The following is a 14,128-nucleotide window of genomic DNA, read 5'->3' on the forward strand; positions in this document are numbered from 1 at the left end:
CCGCCGAAAAGGTTGATCCTGCTCATGTCAAACGCTCCCCTGGTGCTGGTCGACGGCTCCTCGTACCTGTACCGCGCCTTCCATGCCCTGCCGCCGCTGACCACCTCCAAGGGCCTGCCCACCGGCGCGGTCAAGGGCGTGCTGAACATGCTCAAGAGCCTGCGCAAACAGTACCCGGACAGCCCCTTCGCCGTGGTCTTCGATGCCAAGGGCGGGACCTTCCGCGACGAGCTCTACGCCGAATACAAGGCCAACCGCCCGTCCATGCCCGACGAGCTGCGGGTGCAGGTCGAGCCGCTGCACGCCAGCGTCCGCGCCCTGGGCCTGCCGCTGCTGTGCGTCGAGGGGGTGGAGGCCGATGACGTGATCGGCACCCTGGCCCGCCAGGGCGCCGCCGAGGGCCGCGACGTGGTGATCTCCACCGGCGACAAGGACATGGCGCAACTGGTCTGCCCGCACGTTACGCTGGTCAACACCATGACCGGAAGCCACTACGACGTGGAGGGCGTGAAAGAGAAATTCGGCGTCGGTCCCGAGCTGATCATCGACTACCTGGCGCTGATGGGCGACAAGGTCGACAACATCCCCGGCGTGCCCGGGGTCGGCGAGAAGACCGCCCTGGGCCTGCTGGTCGGCCTCGGCGGCGGCCTCGACGTGCTCTACGCCAACCTCGACAAGGTGCCCGCGCTGCCGATCCGCGGCGCCAAGTCGCTGCCGGCCAAGCTCGCCGAGCACCGCGAGATGGCCTACCTGTCCTACGAGCTGGCGACCATCAAGCTGGACGTGCCGCTGAATATCGAGATCGACAGCCTGCACCCGGGCGCGGCCGATGTGCCGGCGTTGCTCGAGCTGTACGACGAGCTGGAATTCAAGAGCTGGCTGGACGAGCTGCAGCGTCAGGACAAGCAAGCGGCGACCAAGGTCGCGGCGCCGGCCGGTGAGTCCGCCGCCGAGGCGCCCGGCGAGGCCGCTGTCCCCGCGGCCGACTACCAGATCGTCCTGGAGCAGGCGCAGTTCGAGGCCTGGCTGGGCAAGCTCAAGGCGGCCGAGCTGATCGCCTTCGACAGCGAGACCACCAGCCTCGACGCCCAGCAGGCGCAGCTGGTCGGCCTGTCCTTCGCGGTCAGCGCCCGGGAGGCCGCCTACATCCCCCTGGCCCACTCCTACATGGGCGTACCCCAGCAGCTGGACCGCGACGCGGTGCTGCAGGCGCTCAGGCCGCTCCTCGAGGACCCGGCCAGGGCCAAGGTCGGCCAGCACGCCAAGTACGACATCAACGTCCTGGCCAACGCCAGCACGCCGATCAATGTGCGGGGCGTGGCCTTCGACACCATGCTCGAGTCCTATGTGCTGGACGCCACCGCCACCCGTCACGACATGGACAGCCTGGCGCTCAAGTACCTGGGCCACAGCACCACCCGGTTCGAGGACATCGCCGGCAAGGGCGCCAAGCAGCTGACCTTCGACCAGATCGCCCTGGAGCAGGCCGGGCCCTACGCGGCGGAAGACGCCGACATCACCCTGCGCCTGCACCAGACGCTGTGGGCCAAGCTCGAGCAGACGCCGTCCCTGGCCCAGGTGCTCAAGGAGATCGAGATGCCGCTGGTGCCGGTGCTGGCGCGTATCGAGCGCCAGGGCGCGCTGGTCGACGCCAAGCTGCTCGGCGAGCACAGCCAGGAACTCGGCGACAAGCTGGTGGAGCTGGAGCGCCAGGCCTTCGCCATCGCCGGCGAGGAGTTCAACCTGGCCTCGCCCAAGCAGCTCGGGGTGATCCTCTACGAAAAGCTCGGCCTGCCGATCCTCAGCAAGACCGCCAAGGGCCAGCCGTCCACCGCCGAGGCAGTGCTCGCCGAGCTGGCCGAGCAGGACTTCGAGCTGCCCAAGGTGCTGATGCAGTACCGCAGCCTGAGCAAGCTCAAGAGCACCTACACCGACCGCCTGCCGGAGCAGATCAACCCGCGCACCGGGCGCATCCACACCAGCTACCACCAGGCGGTGGCGGCCACCGGGCGGCTGTCCTCCAGCGACCCGAACCTGCAGAACATCCCGATCCGCACCGCCGAGGGCCGGCGCATCCGCCAGGCCTTCGTCGCGCCCAAGGGCTACAAGCTGCTGGCCGCCGACTACTCGCAGATCGAGCTGCGCATCATGGCCCACCTGGCCAAGGACGCGGGCCTGCTGGACGCCTTCCGCCACGACCGCGACGTGCACCGCGCCACCGCCGCCGAGGTGTTCGGCGTGGCCCTGGAGGAGGTGACCACCGAGCAGCGGCGCAGCGCCAAGGCGATCAACTTCGGCCTGATCTACGGCATGAGCGCCTTCGGCCTGGCCAAGCAGATCGGCGTCGACCGCAAGCAGTCCCAGGCCTATATCGACCGCTACTTCGCCCGCTACCCCGGCGTACTGGCCTACATGGAGCGTACCCGCGAGCAGGCCGCGCAGCAGGGCTTCGTCGAGACCCTGTTCGGCCGCCGCCTGTACCTGCCGGAGATCAACGCGAAGAACCAGGCGCTGCGCAAGGGCGCCGAGCGCACGGCGATCAACGCGCCGATGCAGGGCACCGCGGCGGACATCATGAAGCGCGCCATGGTCGCGGTGGACGCCTGGCTGGGCGAGTCCGGGCTGGACGCCAAGGTGATCCTGCAGGTGCACGACGAACTGGTGCTGGAGGTGCGCGAGGACCTGGTCGAGCAGGTCGGCGAGCGGATCAAGGCGCTGATGGGCGCCGCCGCGCAGCTGGAGGTGCCGCTGCTGGTCGAGGTCGGGGTGGGCGACAACTGGGACGAGGCGCACTGAGGGCGCGGCCGGGCGCCCCTGTGGCACAGCGCCGCTGGGGCCGGCCCTGCCTAAAACCCTATCGCCTTAACGGGATTTTTTTTATTGCTAATGGATTTTAAAAGGGCGCTGAACTTTGCGTTTGCCCGGGCAGTCAGAGTCTAGGAATGGCCGTTAAAGCCTTCGATGCTCTTATGTTGTGTTAAGTGTTGGCAGACATCTGAACCCCGCCCTAGCGGTTCAGACCCTTAAACCCCGAACTTCTCCCTCCCCATACGAAGCTCGGGGTTTTTTTTGCCCCGCAGAAAAGTGGCGTGGCGCCGTGGCGATGGGCCGCAGCCCTCGCCGTTCGTCCCTATCGCTCCTCGACTTCGGCCGCCTGGCCCAGCCCCAGCCACTCGGCCAGCACCGCCTGGGCTTCCTCCACGCCCTGGCGCTTGGGCGCGGAGAACAGCTGGATGCTGACGCCCTCGCCCCAGCCCTTGCGAATCTCCTGCTGGACCTTGAGCAGCGCGTTCTTCGCCGCGCCGAAGGCCAGCTTGTCGGCCTTGGTCAGGAGGATGTGCATGGGCATCCGGCTGGCGCCGGACCAGTCCAGCATCAGGCGGTCGAACTCGGTCAGCGGATGGCGGATGTCCATCATCAGGATCAGCCCGCGCAGGCTCTCGCGGCTGCCCAGGTAGGCCTCCAGGTGCTTCTGCCAGTGCTGCTTGAGCGGGATCGGCACCTTGGCGTAGCCATAGCCGGGCAGGTCGACCAGGCGACGCTCGTCGTCCAGGCGGAAGAAGTTGAGCAGCTGGGTGCGTCCCGGGGTCTTCGAGGTGCGCGCCAGGCTGGCATGGGTCAGGGTGTTCAGCGCGCTGGACTTGCCGGCGTTGGAGCGCCCGGCGAAGGCCACTTCATAACCGAGGTCGTCCGGGCACTGGTCGACCTTGGCGGCACTGATGAGGAAGCTGGCCTGTTGACACAGGCCCATAATGGGATTCTTGGTTTGCATCGGGCATCCGTTGAGGGCGGGCGTGGGAGCGTACGGGCGCGCGCGGCCCTTGCGACAATTGCGCGCATCCTGCCGGGCGCTACGCCGCGCGGCAAGTGGCGTCGTTTCCGTTTCGGTGGCGCCAGTATATAATGCCGCAGATTTTGTGTGCGCTTTGTCCAGCCGTTGGCTCAGTGTTCACGGGAGCGATATAGACCATCTGCCTTTAGAAAGCAGGACGTTCCCCTCCGCGATGAGGTCGATCTCATGAAGAAATTACTGCTTGCCGCCGCCGTATCGATGTTGTCGTTCCAGGCCCTCGCCGCCCAGGATCCGGAAGCCGTGTACGCCCGAGCCTGCGCAGCCTGCCATAACGGCCAGCTGCCGATGGCACCACAGAAAGGCGACAAGGCCGCCTGGGAACCGCGCCTGGCCAAGGGCATGGACGTGCTGGTACAGAACGTCACCAATGGTCTCAATGCCATGCCGCCCCGCGGTTTGTGCATGGACTGCAGCGCCGAGGATTACCAGGCGGTCATCGAGTTGATGAGCCAGTAACGCCGACGCACATCTCTTTCTCTTTTAGCCGTAGTTGGATTAGCTGATGAACAAACTACTCGTGAGTCTGCTGTTGACCCTGGGCATCACCGGCCTGGCCCAAGCCGCAGGTGGTGATGCCGCTGCCGGTCAGGGCAAGGTCGCGGTCTGTGGCGCCTGCCATGGTGCCGATGGCAACAGCGCTGCACCGAACTTCCCGAAGCTGGCCGGCCAGGGCGAGCGCTACCTGCTCAAGCAGCTGAACGACATCAAGTCCGGCGACCGCCAGGTGGTGGAGATGACCGGCCTGCTGGATAACCTCAGCGAACAGGACCTGGCCGACATGGCCGCCTACTTCGCCAGCCAGAAGATGAGCGTCGGCGCGGCGGACCCGAAGCTGGTGGCGCGCGGCGAGGCGCTGTTCCGCGGCGGCAAGCTGGAAGAAGGCATGCCGTCCTGCACCGGTTGCCACGCACCGAACGGCGCCGGCCTCGATGCGGCGGGCTTCCCCCAGCTGGGTGGCCAGCATGCGGCCTATGTGGCCAAGCAGCTGACCGACTTCCGCGAGGGCAACCGCACCAACGACGGCGACAGCCTGATCATGCGCTCGATCGCGGCCAAGCTGAGCAACAAGGACATCGAAGCGCTGTCCAGCTACGTGCAGGGTCTGCACTGAGTACTGCAACAGCTTGCAATGCTGTAACGAGTAAAGGGTGGCTTCGGCCACCCTTTTTCGTGGGGGGCACCGCTACAATAACTGGAACCGCGAATCGCGCCGCGGGTCGAACGCTGGCTGCCCCAGGGCACCGCTCAATCCTCAAGGAGTCACACATGCGTAACCTGATTCTCAGTGCCGCTCTCGCCACCGCCAGCCTGTTCGGCATGGTCGCCCAGGCCGAGCCGATCGAGGCCGGCAAGCAGTACGTCGAGCTGACCAGCCCGGTGCCGGTGTCCAAGCCGGGGCAGATCGAAGTGGTCGAGCTGTTCTGGTACGGCTGCCCGCACTGCTATCAGTTCGAATCGACCATCAACCCCTGGGTCGAGCAGCTGCCGGACGACGTCAACTTCGTGCGCATCCCGGCGCTGTTCGGCGGCGTGTGGAACGTGCATGGCCAGGCGTTCATCACCCTGGAGAGCATGAAGGTCGAGCAGAAGGTGCATGACGCGGTGTTCGACGCCATTCACAAGCAGGGCAAGAAGCTGGCGTCCCCGGAAGAAATCGCCGAGTTCCTGGTCGGCCAGGGCATCGACAAGGACGCCTTCCTCAAGACCTACAACTCCTTTGGCGTCAAGGGCCAGATGGAGAAGGCCAAGAAGCTGGGAATGGCCTACCAGATCAGCGGCGTGCCGGTGATGATCGTCAACGGCAAGTACCGCTTCGACATCGGCAGCTCCGGCGGCCCGCAGCAGGCCCTGCAGGTGGCCGACCACCTGATCGACCGGGAGCGTGCCGCGCAGTAGGCGGCCGCAGCGAGCGCCGGGCATGCTGCGTCGATGGTCCAACGCACGCCAGGCCGGCCTGTGTGATCCGCGGGTCAACCCGGCCTGTCCGGTGGCCGGCGACTGGCCCGGCGATGGCCGTCTGCGCCTGCTCAGCTTCAACATCCAGGTCGGCATCAGCACCGAACGCTATCGCCACTACCTGACCCGCGGCTGGCAGCACCTGCTGCCGCACCCCGGCCGCGCCGGCAACCTGCAGCGCATCGGCGCGCTGCTCGGTGACTACGACCTGGTGGCGTTGCAGGAGGCCGACGGCGGCAGCCTGCGCTCCGGCTTCGTCAACCAGGTCGAGCACCTGGCCCACCTCGGCGCCTTCCCCTATTGGTACCAGCAGCTCAACCGCAACCTCGGGCGCCTGGCCCAGCACAGCAACGGTGTGCTCAGCCGGCTGCGCCCCAGCCTGCTGGAGGACCACCCGCTGCCCGGTCCCCCGGGCCGCGGGGCGATGCTGCTGCGTCTGGGCGAGGGGGCGGATGCCATCGCGGTGGTGATGATGCACCTGGCCCTCGGCGCCCGCACGCGCACCCGCCAGCTGGCCTATATCCGCGAGCTGATCGGCGACTATCGCCACCAGGTGCTGATGGGCGACATGAACACCCATGCCCGCGACCTGCTGCAGCATTCGCCGCTGCGCGATCTCGGCCTGCTGGCGCCGCAGCTCGAGGCGACCTTCCCCAGCTGGCGGCCGCAGCGCTGCCTCGACCACATCCTGCTCAGCCCGGGGCTGCAGCTGGAGCGTTTCGAGGTGCTGGACCTGCCGATCTCCGATCACCTGCCGGTGGCGGTGGAGATCCGCCTGCCGCAATCCCGCGAGCAGCCGCGCACGCCTGCGCTGACGAAGCCGTCCCGAGGAGGTCAGGCATGAATGAGGAGGCGCAGCGCTGGCGCAGCAAGTACCTGGCCAGCCTCGAGCAGCAGGAAAGCCTCGAGCGGCGCTGGGCCGAGCGCCTCGACCTGCTGCGGCGCGGCCTGGTGCGCAGCAGCCTGGCCGCCGAAGGGGCGGACAAGGCGGTCGACCGCTGCATGCAGGAGCTGCGCGAGATCCTTCGCCGGGATGACATGGACGGCGGACTCGCGGCGCTGATTCCGCGCCTGGAGAAGGCCGTGCTGGGCTCCGAGCAGCAACGCCAGCAGCGCGTCGCGCAGCTCGCCGATGCCCTCAGCGGCCTGGTCGGTCCGCTGCTCGAACTGGAGCTGCCGCGTGAGGTGCGCAAGCCGCTGAAGAGCTTCGCCAAGCGCCTGGGCAACCACGGTGAGCAGGCGCGCGAGCTACCGGCCCTGCTCGCCGAGCTCGGCCTGCTGCAGCAGCAGGCGCTGGCCGAGCTCGGCCACCCCGCCGCGCCGCGCCCAGGGCTGTTGCAGCGCCTGTTCGGCGGGCGCGACGATGCCCCCGCGGCGACTCCAGAGGCCGCGCCGCCGGCCCAGCCACCGTCGGCAGCGACGGCCCGGGTCCGGCTGACCGAAGCTCAGGCCGACCTGGCCGCGCCCGTGCGAGCCCCGCTGGTTGACGAGGCGCCGCTGGCGGCAGCGGCCGCCGCAACGCCAGTACGGCGCCCCGTGCCCGGTGCCGCTTCGCTGGACAGCCTGCCGGCACCCGCCGAGTTGCTGGCGGCGTCGCCCGGATCGACGCTGCAGCAGGATTCGTCGCCAGAGCCAGAGCCAGAGCCAGAGCCAGAGCCAGAGCCAGAGCCAGAGCCGGATCGGCCGGCGGCTGCCAGCGACCTCGAGCCCGCCGCCGAGGCGCAGGCGCCGGAGGAGGACGCCGAGTACGCCTTGCCGAGCCCGCCCGAGCCCGGCTACAGCGCCATCGCCGACCATGTCGAGGCGACCCTGCTCGGCCTGCTGGACGAGCTGCCGCTCCCCGAGCGCCATCAGGCCCAGGCCGAGCTGCTGCGCGAGCGGATCCGCGCCGGCTTGAACCTCTATGAGCTGGTGCCGGTGCTGGACGACCTGGCCGTGCTGATGCTGGCCATCGCCGACGTCGGCCAGCGCGACTTCGAGATCTATCTCAAGCAGCTCAACGAGCGCCTGGACAGTTTCCAGGGCTCCCTGCAGGACGCCCACGAAGGTTACGCCGATTCGCTCAGCGCGGCCCGCGAGCTGGACAGCGAGCTGCGCCAGCAGGTCGACGGCCTGCACAGCAGCGTGCAGCAGGCCACCGACCTGGGCGGCCTGAAGGACCTGGTGGAAAATCGCCTCGATGGCCTGCTCGCCACCATGCAGCAGCACCAGCGCCAGCGCGATGCGCACGAGCAGCTGGTGGGGGGGCGCCTGCAGACCCTGGTCGAGCGGGTGGCGCACATGGAGCAGGAGGCCAAGGGCTTCCGCCAGCACCTGGAGGAGCAGCGGCAGAAAGCCCTGCTCGATCCGCTCACCGGGCTGCCCAACCGCGCCGCCTGGGGCGAGCGTCTGGACCTGGAGCTGGCGCGCTGGCAGCGCTATGGCGGTGAGCTGCTGCTGGCGATGGTCGACATCGACCACTTCAAGCGGGTCAACGACGCCTACGGGCACCTGGCCGGCGACAAGGTGCTGAAGATCATCGCCCACGAGCTGCGCAAGCGCCTGCGCAAGATCGACTTCATCGCCCGTTTCGGCGGCGAGGAGTTCGTCCTGCTGCTGCCCTCCACGCCACTGGCGGGTGGCCTGCAGCTGCTGGAGACGTTGCGCGAGGGCATCGAAGCCTGCCCGTTCCACTTCCGCGGCGAGCGGGTGGGCATCACCCTGTCGGCCGGGATCAGCGCCTTCGCCGCAGGCGAGCGCAGCGACCAGGTGCTGGAGCGCGCTGACCGGGCGCTGTACCGGGCCAAGCGTGGCGGGCGCAACCGCATCGAACAGGGCTAGCCAGCGTCGGCGCTCAGGCCGCCCTGGGCAGGTAGGGACGCCAGGTCTCGGGGATCTGCTCCAGGCGCGGGTAGTTCAGCGCCTGCAGCTGCAGCTGCGGCAGCAGGAAGGGCGTGTGCCGCAGCTGCTGCGGCAGGTGGCGCAGTTCCGGCAGCCAGAGGCCGACGTAGGCGGCGTCGGGGTCGTAGGCGCGGGCCTGGCGCAGGGCGTTGAACAGGCGGCCGCGCTGCGGGTCGCTGGCGACGCCGGCGAGGTAGGCCCAGTTGCCCCAGTTGCTGGCCGGTTCGTAGTCGATCAGGTGTTCCTCGAACCAGGCGGCGCCGTGCCGCCAGTCCTGCTGCAGGTCGTGGATCAGGTAGCTGGCGACCAGCTGGCGGCCACGGTTGGACAGGTAGCCGGTGGCCGCCAGCTCGCGCATGTTGGCGTCCACCAGGGGCAGGCCGGTGCGGCCGAGGCACCAGCGCCGGAAACGTCCGTCGAGCTGGCTGGGCGCGCGCCTGGTCGCCTTCACCCCGCCGGCGCGGAACAGCGCACTGCCGTGGCGCACCAGGGTCCAGCGGAAAAAGTCGCGCCAGAGCAGTCCCAGCCACAGGCTCTGGGTGGCGTCGTTGCGCCCGGCCTGGGCCTCGTGGCGGCGCAGCTCGGCGGCCACCCGGCGCGGCGACAGGCTGCCATTGGCCAGCCAGGGGGAAAACTTCGACGAATATTCGCTGCCGATCAGGCGGTCGCGGCCCTCGCCGGAGTGGCGCAGCGCCGGGCTGGCCCACAGGTAGTCGCGCAGGCGCGCCTGCCCCGCGGCCTCGCCGCCGTAGAAGGGGAAGGCGCTGGCGGGGACGCTGAGCGGCTCGCCCAGGCCCAGCTGGGACAGGCTCGGTAGCGCCTGCCGCAGTGCCTCGGCGCCCTCCGGCAACGGCGGCAGCCGGCTCGGCGCCGCCTGCGGCTGGAACACCTGCAGGCGCTGTTCGAGCCGTTCGCGGAACTGGCTGTACAACGGCGGCAGCCGGCTCGGAGATGTGTATAAGAGACAGGTGTACAGCCAGTTCCGCGCGGCGCAGCAGTCCGCTGCCCTCCAGCTGCTGCAGCGCCACCTCGCCGAGGCTGTGCCGCACCCGTTCGACCTCGGCCCGCTCGTGCGGGGCGATCTCCTCCAGGGTCAGCACCCGGTCCAGGCCCAGGCGGGCCACCAGCTCGGGAATCACCTGCTCGGCGCGGCCCGGCAGCACCAGCAGGCGGGAGCCGCGCTGGCGCAGGGCGCCGTCCAGCGCGGCCAGGCTTTCCAGGAGGAAGCGCGCGCGGTGCACGCCCAGGCGGCGGGTGCCGAATTCGCCCGGCTGCAACTGTGCCGGGTCGAAGACGAACAGCGGCAGCAGGCGCTCGGCCTGCAGGGCGGCCCGCAGGGCCGGGTGATCGTCGAGACGCAGATCCTGTTTGAACCAGAGCAGGGCGTGCATGGCGGGCTCCTCGGAAACCTGGCGATGCCCGATGAAATCTACTGCCGGGACCCGCTCACTGTGGCCCAGGTGGCCTGGCGCTGTCAGCCTTCGGCTGACGGACGACGCCGTTCTATCCGCCGAAGGGCGCTTTACCGACAGACGGACGTGGCGCATATCACTAAACTGTGGCGATGCGTTGAGGAGTGCAGCATGGACATATTCGGCATCGCCGCGCTGATCTTTCTGGTCACCGACCCCTTTGGCAATATCGCCATCTACATCGCCGCGCTGAAGAACGTCGCGGCCAAGCGCCGTCTGTGGGTGGCCGGACGCGAGCTGCTGTTCGCCCTGGCCCTGCTGCTGCTGTTCCTCAGCTTCGGCGACAAGCTGCTCAGCGGCCTGGGCCTGTCGCGCGAGGCCACCGCCATCGCCGGCGCCATCATCCTCTTCGTGGTGGCCATGCGCCTGATCTTCCCCAGCCCCCAGGGGCTGCTCGGCGACCTGCCGGACGGCGAGCCGATGCTGGTGCCGCTGGCGACCCCGGCGGTGGCCGGGCCCTCGGCCCTGGCGGTGCTGATGACCCTGCGCAACACCCACGAGGGACCGCTGTGGGAGCTCTACCTGGCGGTGATCCTGGCCTGGGCGGCGACCGCCTGCATCCTCCTGCAGGCCTCGTTCCTGCAGCGCTTCCTCGGCGCCCGCGGCCTCACCGCGGTGGAGCGGCTGATGGGCATGCTGCTGATCATGCTCAGCGTCGACATGCTGCTGGACAACCTGCAAAGCGTGCTGCACATCAGCCCATGAGAGTCTTCTGCCTCGTCCTGTTCCTCGCCCTGCTCGCCGGCTGCGCCCGCGGCCCGCAGATCGATACGCGGTACAGTGCCGTCGGCCAGAACAGCCGGGTGCAGTACATCATCCTGCACTACACCTCGGCCGACCTGGCGCGCTCGCTGCGCCTGCTGACCGAGGGCGAGGTCAGCAGCCACTACCTGATCGGCGACGCCCCGCCGACCATCTACCGCCTGGTCGACGAGAACCGCCGTGCCTGGCACGTCGGCGACAGCCAGTGGCGGGGGCGCACCTGGCTCAATGCCAGCACCATCGGCATCGAGCTGGTCAACCAGGGCTACTACGAGGGACCGAACGGGCGCTATTGGCAACCCTTTGCGCCGGCGCAGATCGAGGCGTTGATCGTCCTGCTCCAGGACCTCATGCGCCGCCACGACCTGGCGCCCGGCAGCATCCTCGGCCACAGCGACGTGGCGCCGCAGCGCAAGGTCGACCCGGGGCCGCTGTTCCCCTGGCGGCGCCTGGCCGAGGCCGGCCTGGTGCCCTGGCCGGATGCCCAGGCGGTGGCGCGCCAGCAGGCGCTGTTCGCCGCCAGCCTGCCGAGCGTGGCCTGGTTCCAGGCGCAGCTGGCCCTGCAGGGCTACGACGTGCCCCGGCATGGCGAGCTGGATGAAGCCACGCGCAACGTGCTGGCGGCCTTCCAGATGAAGTACCGGCCGGCCCGTTACGACGGCGAGGCGGATGCCGAGACGGCGGCCCTGCTGCTGCTGCTCAACAGCCCGGACTGAGCGCCCGGGCGCGCCGGCAGCCGACAGCCGCGCTATCATCCGCGCCATCGAATGGGGGGATGCAGCATGCTCAACGGCCTGTGGCTGAGTTTTTTCCTGGTGGCGGCGGTGGCCGGGCTGTCGCGCTGGCTGCTCGGCGGCGAGCCGGCGGTGTTCGCCGCCATGGTCGAGAGCCTGTTCGCCATGGCCAAGCTGTCGGTCGAGGTGATGGTGGTGCTGTTCGGCACCCTGACCCTCTGGCTCGGCCTGCTGCGCATCGCCGAGAAGGCCGGCCTGGTGGATGGCCTGGCGCGCCTGCTCGGCCCGCTGTTCGCCCGGTTGATGCCGGAGGTGCCGCGCGGCCACCCGGCCCTCGGCCTGATCACCATGAACTTCGCCGCCAACGGCCTGGGGCTGGACAACGCCGCCACGCCGATCGGCCTCAAGGCCATGCGCGCCCTGCAGGACCTCAACCCCAGCAGCACCACGGCGAGCAATGCGCAGATCCTCTTCCTGGTGCTCAACGCCTCCTCCCTGACCCTGCTGCCGGTGAGCATCTTCATGTACCGGGTGCAACAGGGCGCGCCGGACCCGACCCTGGTGTTCCTGCCGATCCTCCTGGCCACCAGCGCCTCGACCCTGGTCGGCCTGCTGTCGGTGGCGCTGATGCAGCGCCTGCGCCTGTGGGACCCGGTGGTGCTGGCCTACCTGGTGCCCGGCGCCCTGGCCCTGGGCGCCTTCATGGCGCTGCTCGCCGGGATGAGCGCCACGGCGCTGGCGGCGCTGTCCTCGCTGCTCGGCAACCTGACCCTGTTCGGCGTCATCGTCGCCTTCCTGCTGCTCGGCGCGCTGAAGAAGGTGGCGGTCTACGAGCAGTTCGTCGAGGGTGCCAAGGAAGGCTTCGACGTGGCCAAGAGCCTGCTGCCCTACCTGGTCGCCATGCTCTGCGCGATCGGCGTGCTGCGCGCCTCCGGCGCCCTGGAGATCGGCCTGGACGGCATCCGCTGGCTGGTCGAGGTGCTCGGCTGGGACACCCGCTTCGTCGACGCCCTGCCCACCGCCATGGTCAAGCCGTTCTCCGGCAGCGCGGCGCGGGCCATGCTGATCGAGACCATGCAGAGTCAGGGGGTCGACAGCTTCCCGGCGCTGGTCGCGGCCACCGTGCAGGGCAGCACCGAGACCACCTTCTACGTGCTGGCGGTGTATTTCGGCGCGGTCGGCATCCAGCGCGTGCGCCACGCGGTGGGCTGCGCCCTGCTGGCCGAACTGGCCGGGGTGCTGGCGGCGATCGGGGTGTGCTACTGGTTCTTCGGCTGAACCGGCAGCACCAGCCCCAGGTTGCGCACGGCGTCGTCGTGCACCCCGGCGGCCGCCTGCGCGGCCAGTACGCGGAAGCGCAGCACGCCGATCAGCTGCCCGGCCTCGGTGAGTACCTGGACCTGCCAGCGGCCGAGCGCGTCGGCGGGGAAGTTGCGCTTGTGGGTCCAGGCCCGATAGCCCTGCTTGCGCCCGCCGTGGATCGACAGGGCGATGCGTTCGATCTCTTTTCCCTCGTGGCGCCAGACGTGGTAGATGCGCTCGTTCAGCCCCCGCGGGGCGCTGATCGCGGTGTAGGCGAACAGGCCCTGGCGGCGTAGCTGTTCGACGCCGAGCTGCTGGATGCGCTGGCCCGGGGCGCGCCGGTAGCCGTCGAACTCGGCGGACAGCGCCACCTCGGTCAGCCACAGGGTCGCCGGCGGCACCCAGACCCGCGCCAGCCAGCCGCCGAGGCCCAGTGCCAGGCACAGGCCGAGCAGCAGCAGGCCGCGCCTCCAGCGCTGCAGGCCGATGCTGCCGAACAGGCTGGGCAGCGCCAGCAGCACCGCGGTGGCCAGGGCCAGGCGGTAGCTCTGCGGCGTGGTCAGCTTGAGGATGATCGGCAGCGCGGTGAGCAGCACGGCGAACAGCGTCAGGCAGTGGAAGGCGAGGAACAGCCAGCGCCGCGGCGCCAGCCAGCGGTAGTACAGCGGATCGATGATCGACACCAGCGCGGCCACCGCGAGCAGGCCGCTGAACAGGGCCTGGCCGCTGTTCCAGGTGGTGGTGATGAAGAAGAACGGCAGGACGAAGAACAGGCTCTCCTGGTGGATCAGCTGGGTCGCGTAGCGCAGCAGCGGCGGCGGCAGCTCGATGCCGAAGGTGCGGGCGATGCGCTCGCGCAAGAGGTTTTCCAGGGTCAGCCACAGCCAGCTGAGCAGCATCACCAGGGCCAGCACGCTGGCCAGCCCGGCCTGGCGCTCGACCAGCAGGAAGCTCGCCAGCCCGGAGGCGAAGCCGAAGATCGCCACCAGCCAGGGATAGCGTCGGATCAGGGCGGCAAGGTGCAGCAGCAGGGCTTGGCCGCGCTGGACTAGGGGCACTGGCAAGGGCGGGCTCATGGCAAGGCTCGAGGGACGGCCAAGGATACTGCATCGGCCCGCACCAGGGGGCGCGGCCTGGCCTATGCTGTCGGCAGGCGGCGCGTGGTGCGG

The 14,128-nt window shown here is 69.3% G+C and carries 12 protein-coding genes and 1 pseudogene; 9 read left to right on the forward strand and 4 right to left on the reverse strand.

Translation table 11 applies throughout. The annotated features are described in order from the left end of the window. Nucleotides 1–24: 24 nt before the first annotated feature. Nucleotides 25–2,796: a DNA polymerase I gene (gene polA / locus I0D00_RS12775; protein ID WP_213640099.1), complete on the forward strand. Its 2,772-nt coding sequence runs from the start codon at nt 25–27 to the stop codon at nt 2,794–2,796. Between the two features lie 334 nt (nt 2,797–3,130). Here the strand turns inward: polA and yihA are convergent, their stop codons facing one another. Beyond that, on the reverse strand, nt 3,131–3,772 hold the full coding sequence (gene yihA / locus I0D00_RS12780) for a ribosome biogenesis GTP-binding protein YihA/YsxC (RefSeq protein ID WP_213640100.1): 642 nt from the start codon (nt 3,770–3,772) through the stop codon (nt 3,131–3,133). Between the two features lie 246 nt (nt 3,773–4,018). Between yihA and I0D00_RS12785 the strand changes: the two genes are divergently transcribed. The 5 genes from I0D00_RS12785 to I0D00_RS12805 all read left to right on the forward strand — a co-directional run bounded on the left by I0D00_RS12785 (nt 4,019) and on the right by I0D00_RS12805 (nt 8,629). After that, the gene (locus I0D00_RS12785; protein ID WP_213640101.1) at nt 4,019–4,309 is read left to right on the forward strand and encodes a c-type cytochrome; all 291 of its coding nucleotides are present in this window, start codon (nt 4,019–4,021) and stop codon (nt 4,307–4,309) included. Between the two features lie 46 nt (nt 4,310–4,355). Continuing rightward, a complete protein-coding gene (locus I0D00_RS12790; protein ID WP_213640102.1) occupies nt 4,356–4,964 on the forward strand; it encodes a c-type cytochrome in 609 nt (202 codons plus the stop codon). Nucleotides 4,965–5,119: 155 nt separating this feature from the next. Further along, nucleotides 5,120–5,749, forward strand: a complete 630-nt coding sequence (locus tag I0D00_RS12795; protein ID WP_213640103.1) for a thiol:disulfide interchange protein DsbA/DsbL — start codon at nt 5,120–5,122, stop codon at nt 5,747–5,749. 22 nt (nt 5,750–5,771) lie between these two features. Next, nucleotides 5,772–6,653: an endonuclease/exonuclease/phosphatase family protein gene (locus tag I0D00_RS12800; protein WP_213640104.1), complete on the forward strand. Its 882-nt coding sequence runs from the start codon at nt 5,772–5,774 to the stop codon at nt 6,651–6,653. After that, nucleotides 6,650–8,629: a GGDEF domain-containing protein gene (locus I0D00_RS12805; protein WP_213640105.1), complete on the forward strand. Its 1,980-nt coding sequence runs from the start codon at nt 6,650–6,652 to the stop codon at nt 8,627–8,629. Before I0D00_RS12800 ends, I0D00_RS12805 begins: the two co-directional genes overlap by 4 nt. 13 nt (nt 8,630–8,642) lie before the next feature. Here the strand turns inward: I0D00_RS12805 and I0D00_RS12810 are convergent, their stop codons facing one another. Beyond that, entirely contained in the window at nt 8,643–9,620 is a 978-nt protein-coding gene (locus I0D00_RS12810) for a DASH family cryptochrome (RefSeq protein ID WP_246533210.1), read from the reverse strand. 121 nt (nt 9,621–9,741) lie between these two features. Next, nucleotides 9,742–10,236 (reverse strand): annotated as a pseudogene (locus I0D00_RS21535) (deoxyribodipyrimidine photo-lyase); the annotation flags it as partial. 36 nt (nt 10,237–10,272) lie between these two features. On the opposite strand from I0D00_RS21535, the gene I0D00_RS12815 reads away from it, so the two are divergent. The 3 genes from I0D00_RS12815 to I0D00_RS12825 all read left to right on the forward strand — a co-directional run bounded on the left by I0D00_RS12815 (nt 10,273) and on the right by I0D00_RS12825 (nt 12,935). Then, nucleotides 10,273–10,866, forward strand: coding sequence for a MarC family protein (locus I0D00_RS12815; RefSeq protein WP_213640106.1), 594 nt, complete (start codon nt 10,273–10,275; stop codon nt 10,864–10,866). Beyond that, the gene (locus tag I0D00_RS12820; RefSeq protein ID WP_213640107.1) at nt 10,863–11,639 is read left to right on the forward strand and encodes an N-acetylmuramoyl-L-alanine amidase; all 777 of its coding nucleotides are present in this window, start codon (nt 10,863–10,865) and stop codon (nt 11,637–11,639) included. Before I0D00_RS12815 ends, I0D00_RS12820 begins: the two co-directional genes overlap by 4 nt. Before the next feature lie 66 nt (nt 11,640–11,705). After that, complete coding sequence (locus I0D00_RS12825; RefSeq protein ID WP_213640108.1) at nt 11,706–12,935, forward strand: nucleoside recognition domain-containing protein; 1,230 nt, start codon at nt 11,706–11,708, stop codon at nt 12,933–12,935. Here the strand turns inward: I0D00_RS12825 and I0D00_RS12830 are convergent. After that, nucleotides 12,917–14,023, reverse strand: coding sequence for a DUF5924 family protein (locus I0D00_RS12830; RefSeq protein WP_246533211.1), 1,107 nt, complete (start codon nt 14,021–14,023; stop codon nt 12,917–12,919). The two genes, I0D00_RS12825 and I0D00_RS12830, sit on opposite strands and share 19 nt — an antisense overlap. Between the last annotated feature and the right edge of the window lie 105 nt (nt 14,024–14,128).

This window comes from Pseudomonas lalucatii, assembly GCF_018398425.1.
GTDB lineage: Bacteria > Pseudomonadota > Gammaproteobacteria > Pseudomonadales > Pseudomonadaceae > Aquipseudomonas > Aquipseudomonas lalucatii.